Here is a 22,752-nt window from a genome sequence, read left to right on the forward strand (position 1 = left end):
TTCGACCCAGGCCCTGAGCTGGCTCGGAAGGAGACCTCCAGAATGATCTCGTCCGAGCCAGCCATTCGGCCAGCATATCGCCCATCGTGCAACCACTTCCATAGTGGAGGGTTCCCTGAGCCACCTGACAGCAAATAGCGTGTTTTTCTGGGGACGCATGCCCTTGCGACTTTTTTTCGCATCGGTCGCCGGTCGCCTTAGCGGAAATAAACGATGAGGAACAGGGCAGAGCCGATGCAGTCGTTGTGCGCGCCAAAATATGAAAACCAAGTTGGAAATTTGGAGCGCCCTCGGTGTAATCGGAAGCTGCTTTCAACGAACTGTCGCAACCCATAGGTTCCCTGATCGAGACGAAAGCTTCATGGAGCCGCGCTACTTGGCTCGGAGCGGGCGGGGGCGCACCTTGGTCAGTTGGAGTCGCGATGAAGGTGCGGCTGAGAGATCGGACGAGCTGTGAGTTCTGCATACTCGATCTGCCGAACAATCTACATTCGCATGAGCGGGCGTATATTGTGGGGAGCTCTCCTGAGGCGTTTGAACGCTAAGGGCATCTGGCTCGCTCCTTGGCTTCCCCCGCTGGAGCGGGCTTTTTTTACCGATCTGCGCCGGCGCGGGAGCAACCGCAGACAGGCATGACAACGCGCGCTTTTACAGTTCCATCTCCCGTTGTGACCTGCACCGGTGGAGCGATCTTCTGCACACGGACGACTAATTTCTATTGGCGCGACCGATAATTGCTTATCGAGGCAGGGTTTGTAGGTGGTGAGAGACATGGAAATATCGCACGAGGGCGTCTAGATAATCGTCTAGCATTTCGTTATTCCTCGCCGGATGGCGTGTGCTGCGTGCGCCGCGGGCTTCCCCGAAATCGACGGAGACAAAGATCAACCTTCCAGAAGGGAGCGCGAAACCATGTCCTTGCCGATCGCGACTGGCCGCATTCAATCCACTCTCCGCGGATATCTTGACAACGAGGCCTCCGGCGGCATCGTTTTGATGGCTGCCGCGGCGATGGCCCTTGCGGTGGCGAACTCGCCGCTGGCGGAGGCATATTTTCATGCCCTCCATCTTTACCTCGGGCCACTGAGCTTGCAGCACTGGATCAATGACGCCCTGATGGCCGTGTTCTTCCTGCTCGTGGGTCTGGAGATCAAGCGCGAAATGCTCGATGGCCAGCTCTCGACCTGGAGCAGGCGAATTCTTCCCGGTGCCGCCGCGGCCGGAGGAATGCTCGCTCCAGCCCTCGTCTATCTGGCTTTCAATGCCGGGACGCCAGCTAGCCTCCGCGGTTGGGCGATCCCGACGGCCACAGACATTGCCTTCGCGCTCGGAGTGCTGTCGCTCTTTGGCAACCGGGTTCCGGCGTCCCTGAAAATCTTTCTGGCGGCGCTTGCCATTATCGACGACCTCGGCGCCGTCCTCGTCATCGCACTCTTCTATACAAACGGTCTCAACCTCCTGGCCCTTGCCGGAGCCGCCGCGGTTCTTGCCCTGCTGTTTTTCATGAACCGAGCCGGCGTGAAGACGCTGACGCTTTATCTCGGCCTTGGCGTCGCCTTGTGGGTGCTGATGTTCACCTCCGGGATCCACGCCACGCTTGCTGGCGTGCTGCTGGCCTTGACGATACCGATTAAGCTTTCTCCCGGCGCTCCGGAGGCTGGCGACGAAGAATCTCCGCTGCACCGGCTCGAACACCTGCTTCATCGACCAGTGGCATTCATCATCGTCCCACTCTTTGGCTTGGCCAACGCCGGCGTTTCCCTTCGCGGCACGTCCATCTCGAGTTTGGGAGACCCTCATACAATTGGCGTCGCCGCCGGACTGTTTGCTGGCAAGTTGGTTGGGGTTCTCTCCGTCGTTGGTCTCCTGGTCAAGCTACGTTTTGCGCAGCTTCCGGCAATGGCGAACTGGACGCAGATGACCGGTGTCGCGCTTCTTTGCGGCATCGGCTTCACAATGAGTCTCTTTATCGGTCTTCTCGCTTTCGATGACCCAGCCGTACAGGACAAGGTCAAGATCGGCATTCTGCTCGGTTCGGCGATCTCTGGCGTGGCCGGATCCGCGGTTCTGATGGCGAGCCGGCGGAAAAGCAGCCGGTCGTAGTCATCCACGAGTTCGCGGCGACGGCACTCGTGGACATCAAGTTCTTCGGAGGGTCTTCGCGCCGCCGCCTCTTTTGGATCTTACGATTTCCGCCGCTTTCCTCGCTGCTGGAACAGGCGAACGCCTTGCCATGTCAATACATAAAAGACTGCACCGGATAGCGCGGCGAGCGGAAGGCCGCCGACAAGTATCGGCTTTAGAATGGGATGCCAAAGCGGTGCAAAATCGAGGTGCCGGAGCAGGGTGAACAGATTGGCTTCACCCACCCTCTCGGGCGCGCGACCCAAAAGAAAGATTCCGATCCGGTAGGCGGCAGCAAAGATCAGCGGAAAGGTAAGAGGGTTCCCAAACGCCGTCCCGAGCGCGGCCGCGATCATATTGCCTCTGAGGATGAAGGCCAGACAAAATGCCATTATGAAATGAAAGCCGAGAAAGGGGGTACAGGACACGGCCACCCCTGCTGCAACGCCAGCCGCAACTGCATGAGGAGTAGCCTTCAATCGAAGCACTCGAATGGCAATGTACCGGATGGACCGCAATAGCCCCTTGGATGGCCAAACGACGGCACGGATCCGCTGAGCCAGTGAGAGCGGCTTCCGTCTCCTAAACAGCATTCATTGACCTTCCGCTGCGTGAGCGCTCAATCTCAATCGATAGATATATCGAGAACACCGCGCATGAAATGCAAGCCATCGATCTTTGCAGGCGAGCATATCTTTCGCGTACGCACATTGCGGCATCGCGGTAGTTTATCGCCTTCTCCCGATTTTGCCCGCTTGGCACGAATGGCCTCTCGACTGGGTAGCGCGAATTCATGGGCCTCAATGCAGTTTGTCCGCAGCAGCCTCGATGAAACCGACTGCGTTCGCAACCCCATCTTCGTCCCGAATCCTAGAGCCAAGGGCATCTGCCTGGCGTCGCATATGTGGATCGTCCATGGCTGCGAGTGCATCTGTCAGGCTCTCGACGGTCAATGCTCTGCGATCGAGTGACAGTCCGACGCCGAGGTCTGTTACACGCCTTGCCCAGAACGGTTGATCGCCGAAAAATGGGCAAATGATCATAGGCTTGCCGGCCCGAAGAGCGGCCGCGGTCGTTCCGGCGCCGCCGTGGTGGATGACCGCGCTCACCTCGGGAAACAACCAGTCGTGGGGGGCGTCGCGGACGACGTGGACATGACCGGATTTATGGTCCGCGGCCAGAGCACCGCCTCCCAAAGCCAAGATACCCCGCTTGCCCTGCCTTGCGAGGGCCTCGACAACAGTGGCTGTCATTCGGCCCGGATCGACGCCCGGCATGCTTCCGAAGCCAACGTAGATTGGCGGCTTCCCTTCCGCGAGGAATGCTGCCAAATCGTCTGGAGGTCGCCAGTTCTTGCTGTCGAGAAACCAGTAGCCACTTACCAGCACGTCACTGCCCCAGTCCGGAGGGACCGGCACGACATGGCGACTATAGGCGTAGAGCGTGCCATTCGAAGCGATAGCTGGCGTCCTGCGTCGCGCCAGACCAAGCTGTTCCACCCTCCAGGTCGAGAGCAACGTGCCGAACAGAAGTTCCGCGCCCCTGATCGCCGCGATATGGCTGATCCGGTTGAACCAGCCCAGATCTCTGAAAGGCAACATCGGGCTGGGAAAAGTGGCGGTCGGCGTAAAGCCAGGCAGGGGCGAGGCCAGAATAAATGGGCACTGAAGCGCCTCCGCCATGTGTGGCACCGCGATTGCCTTCGGATGATGCACGAAGATGTCGGGGTTGAAGGCCTGCGCTGCTTTCCATTCCGCGTCTAGCAGGGTTCGCATCATCGGACGGACGTACTTTAGCAGCTTCAAACCCGCACTGAAGCCCTTGCTGCCGGCGATCGCCGCCTTTCCTTGCGGAGTATCGAGAAGAGCGAGAAACTCTCCAGGCAGGGGGGCAAATGCGATGCCGTGGTCTTGCACCATGCTCTCGAACTGAACCGGAGCAGCGAGCTGTACTCGATGTCCTCGCTCGATCAATCCCAATGCCAGAGCGATATAGGGTTGAACGTCTCCGCGCGTGCCGAGCGCATGAATGGCTACCCTCATTGCGCCGTCACCTCGCTTCCGCCTGGTTCAATAGCCGATGTTGCCAGTGTCACCGTGCGGCTCGGTGGCGATCTTCCTGAACAGCCATCTCGCTACGAGCCGAACCATCCCATCGCCCCCGCGCCTACGATCGCAACCTGTGCTACTGCGAGGAGGGCCAGGACTCCGACTACGAAGAAAAGCCGCTTCTTACTGATATTCATTTCGTCGTCCACTCAAGCTACTGTTGTTCTTTACAGTCAAGGGCCGGACGGTCGCAACGAGCGGCTGGCGACTTTCCCCAACGTCAGTCCCTGAACCACGATCGTGAAGATCACGACGGCATAAGTGGCGGCAAGCAGAGCCGCCCTGAAAGGCGTTTCCGGAAGGGACAGCGCCAAGGCGATCGATATGCCGCCCCTGAGACCTCCCCAGACGAGAACGATCACGGTCCCGCGAACGAAGTCGTACTGTCCGCGGAGCAAGGTCACGGGGATGATGGTCGACGCGAAGCGGGCCGCGAGCGCCACAGGTATCGCGGCAAGGGCGAGCGGCAGGATCGGCGCCTCGTAGCGAAGAACAAGTACCTCAAGTCCGATAAGGAGGAAGAGCACCGAGTTCAGGATCTGGTCGACCAACGTCCAGAAGCCGAAGAGATATCGCTGCGTCACGTCGCTGAGCGCGTCCTTCGGTCCGCGGTTGCCGACGAGGATTCCGGCGACCACGACGGCGATCGGACCGCTCATATGCAGTGCGGAGGCGAGGGAATAGCAGCCCATCGCCAGCGCGATGGAAATCAACACTTCGACGGGATAGTCGTCAATCGCCCTCATCGCCAAGTAGGCGACGTAACCTGATAGCAGGCCGATCACTGCCCCTCCCAGTGCCTCGACGATGAAGAGTTCCGCGACCTGCGCCGCGCCGACGTCTGTGCCGCCGCTCGCCAGCGCGAGCAATGCGGTGAACACGACGACGCCGACGCCGTCATTGAATAGCGACTCGCCCGCCATGTCGGTCTCGAGCGCTTGCGGAACCTTGATGGCCTTGAGCGTCGAAAGAACCGCCACGGGATCAGTAGGGCTGATCAGCGCGCCGAACACCAGCGCCCACAGGAATGGCAGCTCTATGCCAAGCAGTGCTGCCAGGCCCCACATCGCCACGCCGACGAGCACCGTTGAAAGGAGCACGCCGATGGTCGCCATCACACCCACGACCGCGACCCGTGAGCGAAGGGCGGAAAAGTCGACATGGAGCGAGCCAGCAAACAGGAGGAAGGCGAGAAGCCCGTTCATGACGGTCGTTTGGAAATCGACCCGCCGCACAAGAGCTGCGACATCCGCGTAGATGGAAACGTCTGGAATCGAAAGCTCCAGCAGGACGAGCAAAGATGAGGCCGCAAGTCCCATCACGAGGATCCCGATCGAGGGGGGAAGCCTGAAATAGCGATGGTTGACCCAGGAGAACCCGGCAGTGAGAACCAGAAGCAGCGAGATGAGATCGAAGACGGACAAGATCGGGCTTCCTCGCAATGTGACAGAAGATCGGCGCTTATCGGCAGCCGCTAGATAGTCGTCTGCAGCCCGAGTTCGACCACTCTCCCTGACGGCAGCCCGAAATAATCTGTCGCATTGCTGGCATTTTCAGCAAGCGAGATGAACAGCCGGTCCTGCCAGAATGGCAGGCCGCCTTTCTTCGATGGCAGGATCGTTCGGCGGGACAGGAAGAACGACGTCGACATGATATCGAATTTCAGTCCGAGCTTGCGGGCGAGAACGAGCGCACGAGGGATGTTGGGCGTCTCCATGTAGCCGAACGTGATCACCAGCCGACTGAAGTGGCGATTGAAGCTTTCGAGAAAGATTTTCTCATCATCCGGCACGAACGGCGTGGTCGAAGTCACGACGCTGAGAATGACGTTCTGCTCATGGAGCACCTTGTAGTGCTTCAGACTGTGGAGGAGCGCGGTTGGCGCGCCTTCGATGTCGCTCGTCAGGAACATTGCCGTCCCAGGCACCGTCGGCGGCTTCTTCCGGGCCAGGTTGTCGATAATTGTCGTAAGCGCGATTTCGTCGGCCTTGGTGCGGGCGGCAAGCAGCCGACGACCCGCCGTCCATGTCTGCATGACGAGCGCCATCGTCGTCGCCACCGCAACGGGAACCCATCCGCCATCTGCGAACTTCGCAATGTTGGCGGCTAGAAACCCGGCGTCGATCAGTGTCATCGGCACGATGACGGCAAGAGCCGTCGCCAGCTTCCAGCTCCAGATCCGCCGCATCACGATGAACAGGAGGATCGAAGTGATGAACATTTCGCCTGTCACGGCGATGCCATAGGCGGCGGAAAGGCCGCTCGAGTTTTGGAAGAAGAGCACCAGAGCAGCCACGAAGATGAACAGCAGGTTGTTCACCTGCGGCATGAAGATCTGTCCGGACTGAGTTTCGGAGGTGTGGAGGATTCGCAGGCGCGGAAGCAGGTTGAGGTGCATCGCCTGACGGACAAGGGAATAAGCGCCGGAGATCACGGCCTGGCTGGCGATGACCGTTGCCGCGGTGGCCAGACAGACCATAGGAATCCGCGCCCACTCCGGATGCATGCTGAAAAAAGGATGCTCAGCCATCTGCGGGTTCGCGAGCACGAACGCTCCTTGCCCGAAGTAGTTCAGAAGCAGACTGGGGAAGACGAGCAAAAACCACGCCGTGACAATCGGACGGCGTCCGAAATGTCCAAGGTCGACATAGAGGGCCTCGGCGCCGGTCACGGCAAGAAAGACGGCCCCAAGCACCGCGATGGCTGAGCCGATGTGGTTTGCAATATACCGGACTGCGTGGACCGGATTGACTGCTGCTAACACCGACGGGTCGTCAAATATGTGGATCGCCCCGCTGACGCCAAGGACGATAAACCACAGAGCCGTTACGGGACCGAACACCGACGCCACGCCGCTCGTCCCGAACCGCTGGACGAAAAACAGCATGGCGATGATCGTGAGAGTGATTGGCACGATCCACTTGGACAACGCCGGTGCGACCACCTCGATGCCCTCGACCGCAGACAGAACGGAAATCGCCGGCGTGATAATTGCGTCGCCGAGAAAAAGCGAGGCTCCGATCACACCCAGGACCAGGACCCATTTGGGGCGCCCCGTTAGACCTTCGCGAGCAAGAGTCATGAGAGACAGCGTGCCGCCTTCGCCCCGGTTATCGGCCTTCAGCACGAAAGTCACGTACTTCAAGGTGACGACGATCGTGAGCGCCCAGACGATCAATGACAGGATCCCAAGCACGTTCGCGTGAGTGGCTCCGGATCCGCCGGTGGCGCGCAGAGCCTCTCGGAATGCATAAAGCGGGCTCGTTCCGATGTCGCCATAGACGACGCCCAATGCAGCGAGAACGAGCGATGGTAGTCCTCGCCGGCTCTGGTGTTCCAGTTCCGGATCTTTCGATCTCATCTGCGGAGAGGTCAATGTCTGGTTCCTGATTCGCAGGCCGAATGAAGGCGCAACGTTGCCATCTGCATGCCTTCATTGCAAAACCCAAACATAACACACCTTGGGGATCGGCAAGCGGTCATGGAGGTTGACGAAAACGTGAAAAACAGAACGGCGGCTACTCGCAATATATTTCAAACCCATCGCTGAGCTGTAACTGCCTTCATCAAAGGGAGGGGCGGACGACCTCAGAAGAAAGCTCTTCTCTGCTATCTCTCCTGCAGCATGAGCGCCAATGCCGGTCGCATGGTTCGGTCTCAAGTGACCCTTGCCGACCTCGTGATACTGATGCGACGCCGCCTTCTCGCGAGCGCGCGACATGCATTCGACGACGGCACGATACGTCGGCTGTGAATACACCTCTAACGCAGCTCCATCAGTCGGTTGAGGCCTGGAAGCGACCGCAGGACTGGGGGACGTGACGAGGCATCACGATCTAGTGATGGCGACGCGTGTAACAAATGTCGGGGAGATTGCGAACCTGAGTATGCGCTCAACGAGAGCGTCCATCCATCATCGGGAGAACGCAATGTCGATCAAATCCACCATCAACTCCGTCGTCCTCGCCGGCGCTGTCACCACGGCCCTTGCTTCGATGGCCGGCGCCGCACCGCTCACCAAAGCTGAGGGCGCCGCTGCGACCGCCGCTCACAAGGAGAAATGCTTCGGTGTTGCCCTGAAGGGCCAGAATGATTGTGCAGCCGGCGCCGGCACGTCCTGCCAGGGGACCTCGACGGTCGACTTCCAGGGCGATTCCTGGAAATTCGTACGGGGCGGCACCTGCACTTCCATCGTCCTGCCTAACGGCAAGCACGGCACGCTGAAGGCAATGTAATTTCTACACCCGACAGCGATGACAATGAGGAGGCGGAGAGACGCCATGACCACCGATCAAATTTCAGCGACCGCGTCTGCGGCAACTACTCTCCGCTTTCCCCGCCATCCGATCGGGGGGCTCGCGGGGACGAGCTTCAAACACGAGCATTTTGCCTCCATAGCCGCGGAGGGGCCTCATCGCGGGTTCTTCGAAGTCCATGCCGAGAATTACATGGGGGCCGGCGGGCCGCCGCATCGTATTCTCGAACAGATCCGCCGTGACAATCCGGTGTCGCTCCACGGCGTGTGCATGTCGATCGGCGGACCTCAGCCGCTCGACCGAGCACATCTTGAACGTTTCCGCTCTCTCGTCGAACGCTACGAACCAGCTCTGGTGTCTGAGCACCTGGCCTGGTCGACGCATCGGACGATCTTCCTCAACGATCTCCTGCCCCTTCCCTACACACGAGAAAGCCTGGCGCGGGTTTGCGAGCATATCGAGGAAGTGCAGGAGACCATCAGACGCCCGATCCTTCTGGAGAATCCATCCACCTATGTGACGTTCCGCCAATCGACGATGAGCGAGACCGAATTCATCCGCGCCGTCGTCCGGCGCACCGGCTGCGGTCTTCTGCTCGACGTCAATAATGTATTCGTCTCCGCCACCAATCACGGGTTTTCAGCGCTCGACTACCTGTCCGATTTTCCCATTGCCGCGGTTGGTGAGATCCATCTCGCGGGCCACGCCGAGCAGACTGACGACGAGGACGAGTTGCTGCTGATCGATAGCCATGACGGTCCGGTCGCCGATACCGTCTGGAAGCTTTACGAGATCGTCATTGGCCGTGGTGGCCCTATTCCAACGCTCATCGAGTGGGACAGCAACATACCTGATTGGCCGATACTGCGTGGCGAGGCCCTCGCAGCGCAGGCGATCATGGATCACCATGGTTCCATCGCGTTGCAGGATCAAAGTCATGCTGCGGCTTGATCCTCCATCTCGCCGCACAGAGCCCCTGACTTATGCGGCAGATTTTGCGCCGGCGCTGACCAACCCGGACGCTGGGACGCCCGACGGCGTTGTCGGGCCAAACGGCAAGGGAGCGATCAAACGCTACAACGTCTACCGCAACAACGTCACCGTCAGTCTGATCGATGCCCTCGCCGGGATTTTCCCGGCGGTGCAACGCCTGACGGGGACGGAGTTTTTCCGCGCCATGGCGCGCTTTCACCTGCGCGCCACGCCACCGGCATCGCCGCTTCTCTTCGAATACGGACGGGATTTTCCTGCTTTCATCGAACAGTACGAATATGCCCGGTCCTTGCCCTGGCTTCCCGACGTCGCCCGGATCGAACGGGCTTGGCTGGACGCCTACCACGCAAGGGATGTCGAGCCGCTTGCCGCTGATGCTCTTGCTTCCGTTCCGCCGGAACGTCTCGGTGAATTGGTCTTTGCAGCGCATCCGGCAACAAGGATCGTTCGGTCGGACTATCCGGCGCTGACGATCTTTGCCGCCAATCGCGGTGACGGCGCCATAAGCCCGATCGAAGTGGTCGACCCGGAAGATGCGCTTATAACGCGGCCGGATATGGAGGTGGCGGTGCGTCATCTTCCTTTGGGCGGCGCAGAGTTCCTGATTTCCCTCATTTCCGGCGAACCGCTTGGTGTCGCCGCAGCCAAGGCCATCGATGCTTGCCCGTCGTTCGACATCGCGGCCAGCGTGGCCGGCATGATCGAAGCGGGGGTATTTTGCGGCATCACTCTCGGAGACGCATGATGATATCGACCACCACCCAACAGACTTCGATCAAAGGCAGGTTTCAACCGATCGTGACACTTGTGGAGATGGCACAGAGACTGGTTCGGGCCTTTGCGCTGCCGAGCGTCGTTCAGGCAGTTGTGCGCCTCGCTCTGGCAGTGCCCTTTTGGAAGTCGGGCATTCTGAAGTGGGATGGTTTCCTGCAATTGAACGATACGGCGATCACATTGTTCACCGACGAATTCATGCTCCATTTGCCGGGCGGTCCCTATGCCTATCCGGCGCCAGTCACCATGGCTTTCCTGTCCGGCGCTGCCGAGATCACCTTTCCGATCTTGCTGGTTCTGGGTTTCGCTACCCGGTTTGCGGCGACCGGCCTGCTGTTCATGACATTGATCGTCGAGCTCACGGTGCCGGACGGATGGCCGATCCACATTACCTGGGCTGCGATGGCGCTGTCGCTCATGGCATGGGGACCGGGAAAGCTGTCGATCGACCATTGGCTTGCACACTGGTTTGGCAGCCGCCGGGCTGCCTGATCCGGTTCCTCCGGTCAAACTGTCAGCAAGATCGAGTGCAGAGGCCATGAAATGGCTCAGTGACATCCCCGCCGTCGCAAGCAAGGCCATCGCTCCAGGCTCGCGTTGGCACATTATGCACTGCGACCAACGCGCGGTGTGACGAGGGATGGGACAGGCCTGCAAGCAGCCCAGGTTCGGTCGCCTCGCACCCTCGCTTGCTTCGCCTTCTACAAGCTGAAGCATTTGCCGTCGTAGGCAAGACGTTCCAGCACGTGTTTTTTCGAGATCATCGACATCGGCGGGCGGCGCATTGACAAGACACTTGCGAAGAACATCATCCGCGAATGAACAAGCTTCCGATGGGACAGCATTTCCAAGCCAATCCATCGCCCCAACGGCGTCATTTTGATTGAGACGTTTGGGCGGGTGCGTCCTTGCTCTCCGCAGAGTAGCTGCCGACGCCTTCTGCGAGGAAGGCGTTGTTGGCCTCACGCATCTTGGCTGCGGCATCATCGTATAGAAATGGCAGGAACGCATAGCGACGACCTCGCGTCACTTTGGAAACAGCATGAAGCAGGGAACATGAGAAGATCACCGCGCCTCCGGCTGGCGCCTTGAAGCTCCTGCTGCCATATTCGGGAAAGCTCACTTCTCCGCCGTCGAAATCATCGTTCAGGTTCACGGAAACAGCAAAACGGCGATGTGCGGTCCCTTTGGTCGTGTTGTCGCGGTGGGCGCGAAAATGCGCCTCGTCCTCAGCCGCATAACAGGCGACAATATATCGTTCCATCCTGGTTGCCGTGAACTGATGAACCTTCTGGATTTCCGGCACGATCCTGCGCACGAACCGCCCTTGTGTTTCGGCGATGACATCCTTTTCCTGGATATCGTAGTCCTTGCGTCGCTTGTAACCATGGTCCTTGACCTGGACGGTCTTGCCGCCCACCTCGCGCATAACTCCTGATTCCTCGCCGCCGCTCCGCTCGTAGAGACCGATCAGCTTCTTGCAAAGGTCGGGCTCGAATACGTTTGGAAGAACGATGATAGGGGCCTGAAGTTCGATGCCGGAGAACCGGTTGATGGCGGGAAGACCAGCAACAAACGACCATACTTCCTCGATATCACTGCCGTCCTTCGCAAACGGAAGGACCTTCAGGACACGCATGGTCGGGTCGAGCATTATCCAGATCTGGCGGATTGGGACCTCTCCGTCTTCGGGTTTGGCATCGATCGGCATCGATCCATAAAGACGGCTGACAGTGCCATCGAAGTCCAACAAGAAACGATAGCCTGGATATCGGTCGGCAACGCGTTGCTCGATCTCGTCGGTCGGGTCAACAGTAACACCGAAGAACGATGCTTTGACATCGTCAAACACGTCCGCTTTTCGGAGAGCTGCCTCTATCGCGGCTTTGCTCGCTGGATGCGAGGCTGACCCGAAGAAGCAGAGGACGAGGTATCGTCCCGCAGCGGTGTCGAATGCAAAGCTGGGATTGGCCATCGATCGCTGATGAAACCAGGGCGCCGGATCGCCCGGTAGAATATTTGCGTAAGTGTTCATGAACTCATCAACCTCAATGAATACACAGACGCGACGTTATGACAGCAAATCAGGTTTTGGTAGTGCTGTCAGCGGAGCAGGGCGATTTTCGCGCGGGCGTGGCCCAGTAAAGGCCTGCACCATTGAGCGGGTCCCTGGCTCCTGCAATAAAACTATTCCCCGACATGGATCACACCAGCGCCGAGACGATTAGCGAAGGGCTCCGGCGCGAGACCTAATCTGGCCGAATCATCGAGATCCACCCGCCCCAGGCCGCCCGTCATCCCCGCCTCAAGCCGCTGTTTGACCGATTCTCAGCCGAAGCCGCCTGAACCTGCGAGGAGGGCAAATCCGATGCCCTTTCGCCCCGAAGCGTGGAAACACAAATCAATGCCTTTGCGCGAGCCGCGTCAAGAAACGCTCGCCGACCAGAGTTGGCGCTTGCGCCGCGGTCGTGCAACGCCGAGCTCCGCCTCAATGCCCCAAGCGCAAGTTCCATAAATCGGTGTTACGCCACCAACACTGAGATAGCGGGGACAAGGTTCTAGCACAGCGCTTTCGAGGCCACCGCCCGGCTTGTTGCTAGGATGTTTATGTTCTTGGCTAAAAAGATCGCATAATGGATCGAAGGGACCTGGCCCGACAGGCGAGCAAAGAAAGACAAGGTTGACAGGCGCATTGCTTCTTCGATGAGGGTTCGGGAGTTCATGCGTGACGACGGTGGCGCCGATCGAGCGGGCCTTCGCCCGCGCGCGCCGGCAACGCCGGAGCTCTGGATGCGCTACATAGACCGACGTCGGCGTTGCGGAAAATCTTTTAAGACTTCGACGATGCGCAACAAGGAAGCTCGCCGATAAGTCCGTGCGCCCACGTGCGACTTTTGATTCAGTACGGTTCGACTTCGCTAATTTGGCCTCACGCGGCTCAGCCCACATTTGACTAGCCATATATTCTGCCCGGAAACGATGCGGTGGATCTGATAGGAGCATGGCTATAGACGGGCAGTCCGGGAATCGTTATTCCGGACGTACCATCCCATCACCAAGTCATCCCGTGGATTTTCCAAGGCCATTTATATTGAAAAAAGTGCAACGCAGTTTTGCCGTCGAGTACAAAACCGGCAGACGAAAACTCGATACCAGGTCGAACTCGATCTGGGGCAACGTGGACCTAAAGTCCGCCGCTCGCGACCTAGACGACGAGGCAATGCCGTTTCTGTCGGATAGCTCTCAGAGTGGCAAATCCTACAGCGAAATTTCTTTACCAAAACCAGATAAGGCCGAGTCCTTGTTGACACCGCCTCTCGGGCCACCGACAACTGCATCAGATGCACAGAAGATAGGCATGGCCGACGAGACTGATACTGCAACCAGGGCTGATGTGCCGACCGTTGTCGAAACGCCAATTGCGCCGAAGAAACAGCGCAAGCCCCGGGCCAAGAAAGCCGCTGCACTCGAAACCGCGTCAGCTGACACTACGGCAGAGCCAGCAGCTGCTCTGGCCGGCGCCGGTGGTGTGAAGAGGAGAGGGCGGAAGACAAAGGTGGTCGAAGCTGCGGCGAGTGCCAAACGCGCACCTGTGCGCCGTGCTCCAAAGGCCGTGGAGGCGGCTCCGGCCGGACCGATGACGGCGATCGACGAGATGGCAGACCTTTTGCAGTTGGAAGAGGAAAATCAGCGGCTGCGCAAGCTTCTGGCTGAAAAGCTTCGCGCTGAAATGCCGATCTGCGCAAACGGCTCAAACTCGAGTGATATAAGCGGCCGGTCAACCGCCGGCCGCATTTCCATGCTTATCAAGAGATACAATTTGGCAACGGTGAATGCTGTTGCCGGAACTAAAACTTGCAGCCTGCTTGCGGGATAAAACGCGAGGTCGGATAGATGGCGTCTCCCTGGAAATTTCTTGCCCGACTGGTCTCACCGGGACGCGAACAAAAGCGAGAAAACGGCTCGACCGAGAAGGTTTCGCCGGAGGCGTTGCCTAGTTCTGGTTCGACTGAAACGCCTGCCGAGGACAGCCTGAATAGCGATGGTCGGCCGGCAGGCGAGGAGCTACCTCGTCACGGTCAACCCGGTGCAATTTCTCTCAAGCCTGTGCATTCCGCAGAAGGCGAAAACGACGTCCACGACAAGGTCGACGGCGAAGTCGCCGAAATCGTGGAGGTCGCTGATCCCGCTACATCCGGTGGTACTGGTATTGACGTCACCGCTGTACATGATGCTGCTAGGATCAAGCGAACTGCCGAGGTCGCACCGCGCGAGCAAAGGAGCCGCAGCAAGGAAGCGGTGGCGATTGCGAACGATCCCCAGGTTATCCACACTGCAAACGAGATGAGCCTCGATGACGAGATCAGGGTGCTCAGGGATCAGCTGGCCAGAAAGCTAACGTTGCAAAACGCGCAGTTGAGAAAAATGCTAGAGCGGTTTGAACGATGAGCGTGGCGCGCTGCCAAGCTTGTTGCAGGTGAACAATCTCAGATTTGAATAGGGTGTCGCCGGTTCGTGTCCTTTCAAGAGCAAGGCGCACAGTCAGTCGCCTTAAGCTCTCGAACCAAATTACATAGCCGGTGCAAGAACTTGGCTCTTTCTTAACAGCAAGGCCCTCATAAAATGAAGTTGCTGCGGTTATAGATATGCACGAAACCCAATTTCGCTAAATTGGCGTTCGAGATGTTAGCCTTTTCGGCCGATGGCACCTCTGTCTCGACCACGAAAGTCGAAACGCCACGTTTCGCGCCTTCTTGCAGGCGAGCTTGAATCAAAGCTTTCTGCGCACCGCGGTTTCGAAAGCTCGGCACGGCCGCCGAGCCAGGCGAAAGATCCTGAAGCAAACATCGCCCCCGTTCCCACAGGCGTGTCTCCGTCTAGCGCGTAAAAACATGACCATCCGTCTCGTCCAACGATTGCTGCCCATAGGACAGTTAGGCTTTCCGGAAAGCCAAAACCGGCACACATCATGGCGCCGAATACCTGGGCTTCATCGGGCCGGACTTTTCGTGTTTTCACAGCGGCTGCCGATGGAAGAGAGACCGCGTCCGTGGTTCGTCTCAGCTTCGCCCAACCAGGACCATAGGTAATCAACCCTTTCGACTGGATCCAACGTCTCACCTCGTCGGATGCAGCGTCCGTGTTGACCTGCAAAAACCGTTTCCCCAGCCTCTGTCTCATCCAGTTGTAGGCTTCGTCTAGGTCTTCACTATCAGTGAGGCCGAGGATGCGGTTAAGGCCGATCGCAGGCGCGCTCGGAAGAGAGATCGTGCATCCACCATTCATGGAAATGCATTCGAATCGTTCTTCGTCCGCCAATTGGTCGCGGGCGGCGTTATGCAGATCAATGAAAGCTTTGGCCTCAATGGCGTCTTCTTTTGTAGGGCAGGGGTAATCGGAAGAACAAGAATCCAATGGAGTGCTCCTGAGGCAGAAACTTCGCCGAAAGCGGATAAATGAATTCTTGGAATAAAAACAGAATAATCACAGCGCCAACTTCCTGCACATTTGACGATTTCCCAACGCACCCTCAAGGATCTGAGAAGAGACGTGGTATCCATCATCTCCGGGCAGCATGTGGTGCATGCAACCATCTCTCTTAACGTCTTGAAAATTGGCTAAGGCAGTGTAACGTCGAGCTTTTGTGGTTTGTGAGAGCAAAGTGTCACACGATGGCGGTTCCCAGGCCTTGCCGAAGCAAAAGGCCTATCAGTTCGGCGATTTTCGCTTGTTACCTGAAGCCCAAGCCCTCCTGTACAAGGGGCAGTCCGTCGCGCTGGGTGGGCGAGGGTTCGATATACTGACCCTGCTCGTGGCGCGGGCTGGCGAGGTTGTGAGTAAGGCCGATCTGTTCTCGCACGTATGGCCGGACTACATCGTCCACGACCATAACTTGAAGGTCAATGTGGGCAACCTTCGACGCTCGCTGGCTGGACTCGATCCCGCCGCGGAATACATCGCGACGATCGCTGGCCGTGGCTACAAGTTCGTCGCCGCGGTGGAGAACGACCGCCCAACGGTAGCACGGCAAGTTGTTTCAATCACGAGTCATCATACCGCCCCCCCGGAAGTGCGGCAGCTCCTCGGCCGCGATGACGCGATCCGGCAAATCTCCGAACAGCTTGATCACCCGGGTTATGTCACCATCGTCGGGCCAGGTGGAGCCGGAAAAACGTCACTTGCGGTCACCGTTGCTCAGCAGTCTTGCGGCAAAGACCAAGCCATTGCCTTTGTCGATCTCTCGACAGTCACGGATCCCCGATTTGTGGTGCCCGCGATCGCTTCCGCTCTCGGCATCTCGCTTGGATTGGACGATCCGATCGCGGGCGTGATTGACGTCCTTCGAAGCAACAAATTGCTTCTCATTATCGACAATTGCGAGCACGTCATTGCAATGGCAGCGACCATTGTGGAGCGGATCTCAGCAGAGGTGCCGGGTGCCCGTATCCTCGTGACCAGCCGCGAGCCACTTCGGACGAGACACGAGCAGATCCATTTTCTCTCCGGGCTCGCTTATCCGGACCAGATGACTGCGCTCTCCACGACCGACGCGATGCAGTTTCCTGCGATCCAGCTTTTCATCTCAAAGGCACGTGACGCCGGAGTTTCGGAACCAACAGAAGACTACGTTCGCAGTGTCGTCTCAATCTGCGCACGACTTGACGGATTGGCACTCGCGATCGAATTGGCTGCCGGCACGGCTAGTGTTCTAGCGCCCTCATCACTTGAAGGCCTGTTCAAAGATGGCTTTGACGCGATGGGTCGTGGAGCACGGGATGCGCCTTTGCGCCACCAGTCGCTGGAGGCCACGCTGGACTGGAGCTATCGGCTTCTTCCTGACCGGGAGGCTATTTTGCTCGGCCTGCTTTCGGTGTTTTCTGGGCGTTTCAGCGCCGACGACGCAGAAGCGATGTATTCCGCAGGCGCCCTTGAACCGATGGCAGGACGTGATGCCCTGTCGCAGCTGGTGGCAAAATCACTGCTTTCCGCGCAACACGACGGCGCCACTATGCATTACAGGATGGCCGAGAGCACCGGCACCTATGCTGCGCGGCGTCTCTTTGGTTCACCCTACAGAGAGAAAGCCAAGCGACAATTTGCCACCCGGATAAGGGACAAGCTGCAGATTGCCGAACGGCAATGGTCCTCACAGACGTCTCGCGAGTGGTTGGGGAAATATCGCAGCCAGATCGACGATGTCCGTGCCGCGATCGGATGGGCGTTCGATCCTGCGGGCGACGCTGAACTGGGGGTCGAACTGGTGGTCAGTGCATTACCTCTGTGGCAAGAGCTCTCGGCGTTCAGGGAAATGTTGGCTGCTATCGACACTGCAAGCGCGAACAGCCCGGCGCTATCAGCGCTCGCGCCACTCGGCCGGGTAAAACTTTCCACGGCGCAGGCCTGGGCCATGACGCTTGCGCGCCACATGCACCCGCAAACCAGTGATGCCTGGCGCGAAAGCATCTTTCATGCAAGCGGGTCGCAAGACGCGGAGTTTCAAATACGTTCAGTGTGCGGACAGGCCGTCTTTCTTGCTTATTCCGGCAGGCCGCGCACGGCATTACGCAGCATGAACGATTTTGCGGCATCAAAGGGTTTGGACTGGACGACCGCGCCCGACGGCAAGCGTCTGTTGGCGCATATCCAGATTTACGCCGGCGAGTTAGAGTCGGCGTCGCACCATTTACATGCGCTGATGAACGATTGGGGTAGCCTGGAAGAGGGGCGTGGATTGTCCCGGTTTCAGGTCGATTTGCCCATTGCTATTCGTCTGTCTCAGGCATTCTTATCCTGGCTACAGGGTGACCCTGAGCGTGCCTCCAGTCTGGCCGGCAGTGCCGTTGATCGTGCCGCCGATCTCGACCACATGATTTCCTTGGGAAATGCGATCTCGCTCGCGGCTCTACCGATCGCTTTCGTAGAGGGCGATCTGGAAACCGCTTCGCAGCTTCAGCGGCAGCTGACTGAGGTCAGCCGACGTGAAAGCGTCGGCATTTACGAGGGGACAGCCACGTTTTTCGCCGGTGCCATCCAGTCGGATCGGGGTGACAAAGCAGGTTTCGCCGTGATGCAGGACAGCATCACAGGGTTGCTCCGGGGAAGCTGGCGTGCTCGCGTTCCTTTCTACCGCAGCCTATTAGCGGAAGCCTATATAGCCGCAGGTGAAATGCAACTTGCCGAGAACAGCCTACGCGCCGTGCTTGGCGAAATCGGGATTCGCGAGGAACGTTGGTGGCATCCTGATCTCTGGCGCGTGGCGGGAATGATCGAAGTCGGTAAAGCCCGTCCACACCGGGCGAAGCGCTATTTCCAGAAGTCTTTGGCTAGCGCGATTGCCATGGGCGCAGGCGCCGCGACCAAACGCACCCAACTTGCCATGGCTGCGGCAGATGTGCGCTGACCTTTGGCACTTCAATCTTTTCTTCGCGTGTCCATGCGCTCCCGCAGCGACGCATTTTCTCGCTCAAGCCGAGCAATCTTGTCGATAAGGTGCTGTGAGGCTGAAAGAAATTCGGCTTCAGTGTAGCGTGGCTCGATGTGCTGCGGACAGTTCCAATCGAACGCCTCGAGCTTGAGCTTGAAAATGCGCTCAGTCTTGGCCCCATAATCACCGTCAGTAATGTTCGCCGTGAGCACTGGATCCGCATCGAGTGCCAGCTTCTCGGCGCGGGCATAGATCTTCAGACGTGTGCGTGCGGGATAGTCCATCAGAAAAAGGCAGGTCCGGTCGTTCTCAGCCAGATTGCCGGTGCTGATATACTGGCGATTCCCGCAGTAATCGACGAAGGCAAGCGTGCGATCATCGAGCACTTTGAGAAAGCCTGGAGGGCCGCCGCGGTGCTGGACATAGGGCCAGCCTGTCTCCGAAACCGAGGCCATGTAGAAACTGTCGCGCTGTGCGATAAACGCGATTTCTCTTTCCGAGAACCTGTCGAATTCGCGGTGCCCCTTGAAGTCCGACCACAGACGATCCGCTCCCATTTCCGCTTGCGCCCTGCGAACTGACGGAGTGATCGCGATATCCATAAAGCCATAGGTCACATCGTGTCTCCTCATTGTATTGTCGGTTCGCAAGGCATCGGGAATGCGAGGCTATATTGCCTCTCGCGCGGCCTGCTGCGCGCGGGCATAGCTTTCGGTCACAGCAGCATAATTGGGAGCGACGATTCCATAGAGCTTGCCGAGTTCGGTAGCCTCGGGCCGTGCCCAGGTCCGATGAAGTTCGGACAGCAATGCATTGGTCGATGTCGGCTTGACGCCGCCCTGCACGAAGCGGGCGAGCGAAATCCGAGAGGCCATTTCGCTCGGATCCCCCGACGCATCGAGGACCGCATAGACATCGTAGCCAGCGGCACGGGCGTCGAGCGCCGGAAACATCACGCAGACGCTGGTCCAGACGCCTGCCATGATGAGAGTTTTGCGGCCGGTTGCCCGAACCGTTGCGACAAAATCGTCATTGTCCCACGCGTTTACTTCCCCCTTGCGTGCCACATAGACGGCGTGCGGAGCCAATTCATGGATTTCGGGCATCAGCGGACCATTGGTGCCGGCAGGTTCCGAAGCGGTGGTCATCACCGGGATGTTCAAGAGAGTGGCGAGCCTGGCGATCATCTCCACATTCCGGCGCAGATCAGACACGGAAATGTCCTTGACCGTCTGGAACAATCCCGACTGATGATCGAGAAGCAGGATCAGCGTGTCGGAGGGATCGATGAGGGCTGCGCCGCCGCCGGTCGGAAGGACGCTCGGCTTGGATTTGCTGTTGTACATGGTCATTATCCTCTTTTGGGTTTCAGTTAGCGGGCCAGGATTCGGGCGAGGAAGTCGCGCATGACCGGGATCATTTCGTCCGCCTTGTCCTCAAGGGCGAAATGTCCGGTATCAAAAAAATGAAGCTCGGCTTCGGGCAGGTCGCGGAGGAAGGCGCGTGCGCCTTCCGGCAGGAAGATGGGATCATTTTCGCCCCACAGGATCAGGGCCGGCGGCCGATGCGCGCGGAAATAGGCGTGGAAGTCGGGGTAGAGTGCGACATTTGTCCTATAGTCGTAGATGATGCCCAGCTGGATGTCCCTGCTGCCCGGGCGGTCGAGGAAGAGCTGATCGTATAACCATGCTGCCGGATCGATCCGCGTCTCATCTTTCGTGCCGGCGAGATATTGGAAACGTGTCCCGTCAAGCGATAGAAAAGGCCGCAGCGCGTCGCGGTTTACCGGGCCGTTGTCCGCCCAATAGGCCCGCGTCGACCCCCAGAAATCCCCCATGCCATCTTCATAGGCGTTGCCATTCTGAATGATTAGGGCAGTCACACGGTCGGGGTGCGCGACCGCCAGACGAAACCCGGTTGGCGCGCCATAATCCATGACATAGAGCGCGTAGCGTTCGGCGCCCAGCTGTTCGAGGAGACCGGCGATGACATCCGAGAAAGTGGCAAAGCTGTATACGAAATCGCTGGAAGACGGCATTGCCGACAGACCGAACCCCGGAAGGTCGGGCGCGATCACATGATAGTGGTCGGCAAGCGCTGGGATGAGGTTGCGGTACATGTGCGAAGAGCTTGGAAAACCGTGCAGCAACACCACGACAGGGGCGCCTTGCTCTCCAGCCTCGCGATAGAAAATTTCCACGCCTTCAACGCTGGTGGTTCGGTGGTAGGTGACGGGCCGGGTCATCGTCCGGCTCCCTGAATAGTGCTCACGGCTGCTGCTGCGATGAACCCTGCGACGTCCTGCGGGTGCGACATCATCACGGCGTGACTGCTATCGATTTCGGTGATCGCTGCTGCCGCGCGCCGGGCCATCCGGCGCTGCGCACTCGGAGGTACCATCCTGTCGGCAGATGCGACAAGATAGAAGCTGGGTTTGGTCTTCCATGCGGCATGCGTGAGGGGGGCAATGACCGCCGACAGGCCCCAGGGTAGCTGTGCAGCAGCCATGAATCGCGTGGTGGCGGGGTCGACATCGGCAGCAAACGCTTCCGAAAAACGGGCCGCGTCCACAATGAGATAGCCGTCCTGCGGAGGCAACAACGGCGCCTTCACTTCGCCGGGCTCCTCCGGCGCTTCATTTAGCGCTGCGACGGATTCGCCGACATCCGGCACGAAAGCCGCGATGTAGGCCAGCGACTTGACCTTGGGATTGGCGCCGGCTTCCGTGATGATCGCTCCGCCATAGCTGTGGCCCACCAGCAGCACCGGATGGCGAGCTGATGCTATAAGACGCTCGATGGTGTCAACGTCACCATCAAGTGAGGTCGTCGGGTGTTGGGCGACAAGCACTTCGAACCCGCGATTTACAAGTTCGCTATGGACTTGCCGCCATCCAGAGCCGTCGACAAAAGCGCCGCGCACGAGGACGATCGAAAGCGCTGGCTCCCCAGCTGCCTGGGTGCCCGAGATGGGATTGGTCATGATCTTTTCCTTTGGGGGGAGGGTGGACGCGGGGCGGTTAGCCCCGCGGAGTGGATGAGTTCTGAATTAATTACAAACCTTGCGATCGAGGAAGTCACGGATCAGCGGCGCCATCACGTCGAGCTTGTCCTCAAGGGCGAAATGACCACTGTCCAGAATGTGTACCTCGGCCTTCGGGAGATCGCGGAGATAGGGGTGCGCGCCGGACTCGGGGAAGATCTTGTCGTTCTTGCCCCACACGATCAGCGTCGGCGGCTGGCGATCGCGGAAGAAGGCCTGGAACTGCGGGTAAAGCGGCACATTGCTGCCGTAGTCACCCAGGAGATCCAGCTGGATGTCCTTGTTACCGGGGCGATCAAGCAAGGCCTGATCAACGACCCAGTTGTCGGGGCTGATATGCGCGACATCGCCCATACCGTCGGTATATTGGAACTTTGTGGTCTCGAGCGTAACCAGGCCGGAGAGTGCCTCCCGGCGTTCCGGCGTCTTTTCGGCCCAATAGGCCTTGATCGGATCCCAGAATGCGGCGAGGCCTTCGGTATAGGCGTTGCCGTTCTGCACGATCAGCGATTCAACCCGCTCGGGATGTTTGAGCGCCAGACGGTATCCGATCGGTGCGCCGTAATCCATAACGTACATGCTGTAGCGATCGGCTCCGACCTTTTCGGTCAGCTTGTCGACGATGTTGGTCAGGTCCGCGAATGTGTAGGAGAACTTGGTGTGATCAGGTGCGCCGCTTTGGCCATAACCGGGATAGTCAGGTGCGATCACACGGTAGCGGTCCGCGAGCAGCGGAATAAGGTTGCGGAACATGTGTGACGAGGTCGGAAATCCGTGCAGGAGCAGAAGGACGGGCGCGTCCGTGGGGCCGGCTTCACGATAGAAGAGCTTCACACCGTCGATCGTTGTGCTTTTGTACTGAATGACGGGAACAGCCTTCGCGGCAATGACTGCGTTGTTCGGCACGCAGCGGGCTTCTGCCGCAACGGGAGAGATGGCAATAAGAAGTGCGACAGTGGTAAGAAGAGCTTTTTTCATGACCTTTTCCTCTTTGAACGGGTGCAGAACATCTGCGCCTCTGGAGAAAAGG

17 protein-coding genes and 2 pseudogenes are annotated in these 22,752 nt (G+C 58.7%); 8 read left to right on the forward strand and 11 right to left on the reverse strand.

Translation table 11 applies throughout. From position 1 onward, the window contains the following. The first annotated feature begins 912 nt into the window (after positions 1–912). On the forward strand, positions 913–2,103 hold the full coding sequence (gene nhaA, locus AC2444_RS26155) for a Na+/H+ antiporter NhaA (RefSeq protein WP_487762909.1): 1,191 nt from the start codon (positions 913–915) through the stop codon (positions 2,101–2,103). Positions 2,104–2,183: 80 nt separating this feature from the next. On the opposite strand, the gene AC2444_RS26160 is transcribed toward nhaA, so the two are convergent. The 4 genes from AC2444_RS26160 to AC2444_RS26175 all read right to left on the reverse strand — a co-directional run bounded on the left by AC2444_RS26160 (position 2,184) and on the right by AC2444_RS26175 (position 7,593). Continuing rightward, positions 2,184–2,717: a DUF2062 domain-containing protein gene (locus AC2444_RS26160; protein WP_487762910.1), complete on the reverse strand. Its 534-nt coding sequence runs from the start codon at positions 2,715–2,717 to the stop codon at positions 2,184–2,186. A gap of 207 nt (positions 2,718–2,924) precedes the next feature. Then, the gene (locus tag AC2444_RS26165; protein WP_487762911.1) at positions 2,925–4,166 is read right to left on the reverse strand and encodes a glycosyltransferase; all 1,242 of its coding nucleotides are present in this window, start codon (positions 4,164–4,166) and stop codon (positions 2,925–2,927) included. Positions 4,167–4,405: 239 nt separating this feature from the next. Then, entirely contained in the window at positions 4,406–5,656 is a 1,251-nt protein-coding gene (locus tag AC2444_RS26170) for a cation:proton antiporter (RefSeq protein ID WP_487762912.1), read from the reverse strand. A gap of 50 nt (positions 5,657–5,706) precedes the next feature. Further along, positions 5,707–7,593: a potassium transporter Kup gene (locus tag AC2444_RS26175; RefSeq protein WP_487762918.1), complete on the reverse strand. Its 1,887-nt coding sequence runs from the start codon at positions 7,591–7,593 to the stop codon at positions 5,707–5,709. 568 nt (positions 7,594–8,161) lie between these two features. On the opposite strand from AC2444_RS26175, the gene AC2444_RS26180 reads away from it, so the two are divergent. From AC2444_RS26180 to AC2444_RS26195, 4 genes are read left to right on the forward strand one after another with little or no spacing between them, the layout of a single operon-like run. Continuing rightward, positions 8,162–8,467, forward strand: a complete 306-nt coding sequence (locus AC2444_RS26180; protein ID WP_012760544.1) for a BufA1 family periplasmic bufferin-type metallophore — start codon at positions 8,162–8,164, stop codon at positions 8,465–8,467. A 45-nt stretch (positions 8,468–8,512) separates the two neighbouring features. Continuing rightward, a complete protein-coding gene (bufB, locus tag AC2444_RS26185; protein ID WP_128450309.1) occupies positions 8,513–9,439 on the forward strand; it encodes an MNIO family bufferin maturase in 927 nt (308 codons plus the stop codon). Continuing rightward, the gene (locus tag AC2444_RS26190; RefSeq protein ID WP_128450308.1) at positions 9,426–10,226 is read left to right on the forward strand and encodes an HvfC/BufC N-terminal domain-containing protein; all 801 of its coding nucleotides are present in this window, start codon (positions 9,426–9,428) and stop codon (positions 10,224–10,226) included. The genes bufB and AC2444_RS26190 overlap by 14 nt, the downstream gene beginning before the upstream one ends. After that, complete coding sequence (locus tag AC2444_RS26195) at positions 10,226–10,747, forward strand: DoxX family protein (RefSeq protein WP_128450316.1); 522 nt, start codon at positions 10,226–10,228, stop codon at positions 10,745–10,747. Before AC2444_RS26190 ends, AC2444_RS26195 begins: the two co-directional genes overlap by 1 nt. A gap of 382 nt (positions 10,748–11,129) precedes the next feature. On the opposite strand, the gene AC2444_RS26200 is transcribed toward AC2444_RS26195, so the two are convergent. Next, a complete protein-coding gene (locus AC2444_RS26200) occupies positions 11,130–12,290 on the reverse strand; it encodes a 2OG-Fe(II) oxygenase (protein ID WP_128450307.1) in 1,161 nt (386 codons plus the stop codon). 1,056 nt (positions 12,291–13,346) lie between these two features. Here AC2444_RS26200 and AC2444_RS26205 point away from each other — a divergent pair. After that, positions 13,347–14,020, forward strand: a pseudogene (locus AC2444_RS26205) (transcriptional regulator). A 129-nt stretch (positions 14,021–14,149) separates the two neighbouring features. Then, the gene (locus AC2444_RS26210; protein ID WP_128450306.1) at positions 14,150–14,704 is read left to right on the forward strand and encodes a hypothetical protein; all 555 of its coding nucleotides are present in this window, start codon (positions 14,150–14,152) and stop codon (positions 14,702–14,704) included. A gap of 167 nt (positions 14,705–14,871) precedes the next feature. Here AC2444_RS26210 and AC2444_RS26215 read toward each other — a convergent pair. Next, positions 14,872–15,670, reverse strand: a pseudogene (locus AC2444_RS26215) (GNAT family N-acetyltransferase). Between the two features lie 247 nt (positions 15,671–15,917). On the opposite strand from AC2444_RS26215, the gene AC2444_RS26220 reads away from it, so the two are divergent. Continuing rightward, complete coding sequence (locus AC2444_RS26220; RefSeq protein WP_128450305.1) at positions 15,918–18,656, forward strand: ATP-binding protein; 2,739 nt, start codon at positions 15,918–15,920, stop codon at positions 18,654–18,656. A gap of 11 nt (positions 18,657–18,667) precedes the next feature. Here the strand turns inward: AC2444_RS26220 and AC2444_RS26225 are convergent, their stop codons facing one another. From AC2444_RS26225 to AC2444_RS26245, 5 genes are all read right to left on the reverse strand, one after another. Beyond that, positions 18,668–19,297, reverse strand: a complete 630-nt coding sequence (locus tag AC2444_RS26225) for a pyridoxamine 5'-phosphate oxidase family protein (RefSeq protein ID WP_128450304.1) — start codon at positions 19,295–19,297, stop codon at positions 18,668–18,670. Positions 19,298–19,348: 51 nt separating this feature from the next. Continuing rightward, on the reverse strand, positions 19,349–20,026 hold the full coding sequence (locus AC2444_RS26230; RefSeq protein WP_128450303.1) for an isochorismatase family protein: 678 nt from the start codon (positions 20,024–20,026) through the stop codon (positions 19,349–19,351). A gap of 26 nt (positions 20,027–20,052) precedes the next feature. After that, positions 20,053–20,925 carry an alpha/beta fold hydrolase gene (locus AC2444_RS26235; RefSeq protein WP_128450302.1) on the reverse strand — a complete coding sequence of 291 codons (873 nt, stop codon included), beginning with the start codon at positions 20,923–20,925 and terminating at the stop codon, positions 20,053–20,055. Next, the gene (locus AC2444_RS26240; protein ID WP_128450301.1) at positions 20,922–21,662 is read right to left on the reverse strand and encodes an alpha/beta hydrolase; all 741 of its coding nucleotides are present in this window, start codon (positions 21,660–21,662) and stop codon (positions 20,922–20,924) included. Before AC2444_RS26240 ends, AC2444_RS26235 begins: the two co-directional genes overlap by 4 nt. A 66-nt stretch (positions 21,663–21,728) precedes the next feature. Next, positions 21,729–22,700 (reverse strand): alpha/beta fold hydrolase, encoded by a 972-nt coding sequence (locus AC2444_RS26245; RefSeq protein ID WP_128450315.1) that lies wholly within the window; start codon positions 22,698–22,700, stop codon positions 21,729–21,731. Positions 22,701–22,752: the final 52 nt, after the last annotated feature.

Source organism: Rhizobium sp. WSM1328 (assembly GCF_057653715.1).

Bases quoted from the DNA above. Each gene is read 5' to 3' on its own strand.
- AC2444_RS26230 (WP_128450303.1), bottom strand. From the start codon at position 20,026: ATGTACAACAGCAAATCCAAGCCGAGCGTCCTTCCGACCGGCGGCGGC.
- AC2444_RS26165 (WP_487762911.1), bottom strand. From the start codon at position 4,166: ATGAGGGTAGCCATTCATGCGCTCGGCACGCGCGGAGACGTTCAACCC.
- AC2444_RS26245 (WP_128450315.1), bottom strand. From the start codon at position 22,700: ATGAAAAAAGCTCTTCTTACCACTGTCGCACTTCTTATTGCCATCTCT.
- nhaA (WP_487762909.1), top strand. From the start codon at position 913: ATGTCCTTGCCGATCGCGACTGGCCGCATTCAATCCACTCTCCGCGGA.
- AC2444_RS26240 (WP_128450301.1), bottom strand. From the start codon at position 21,662: ATGACCAATCCCATCTCGGGCACCCAGGCAGCTGGGGAGCCAGCGCTT.
- AC2444_RS26180 (WP_012760544.1), top strand. From the start codon at position 8,162: ATGTCGATCAAATCCACCATCAACTCCGTCGTCCTCGCCGGCGCTGTC.
- AC2444_RS26235 (WP_128450302.1), bottom strand. From the start codon at position 20,925: ATGACCCGGCCCGTCACCTACCACCGAACCACCAGCGTTGAAGGCGTG.
- AC2444_RS26210 (WP_128450306.1), top strand. From the start codon at position 14,150: ATGGCGTCTCCCTGGAAATTTCTTGCCCGACTGGTCTCACCGGGACGC.
- AC2444_RS26200 (WP_128450307.1), bottom strand. From the start codon at position 12,290: ATGAACACTTACGCAAATATTCTACCGGGCGATCCGGCGCCCTGGTTT.
- AC2444_RS26175 (WP_487762918.1), bottom strand. From the start codon at position 7,593: ATGAGATCGAAAGATCCGGAACTGGAACACCAGAGCCGGCGAGGACTA.
- AC2444_RS26190 (WP_128450308.1), top strand. From the start codon at position 9,426: ATGCTGCGGCTTGATCCTCCATCTCGCCGCACAGAGCCCCTGACTTAT.
- bufB (WP_128450309.1), top strand. From the start codon at position 8,513: ATGACCACCGATCAAATTTCAGCGACCGCGTCTGCGGCAACTACTCTC.
- AC2444_RS26160 (WP_487762910.1), bottom strand. From the start codon at position 2,717: ATGCTGTTTAGGAGACGGAAGCCGCTCTCACTGGCTCAGCGGATCCGT.
- AC2444_RS26195 (WP_128450316.1), top strand. From the start codon at position 10,226: ATGATATCGACCACCACCCAACAGACTTCGATCAAAGGCAGGTTTCAA.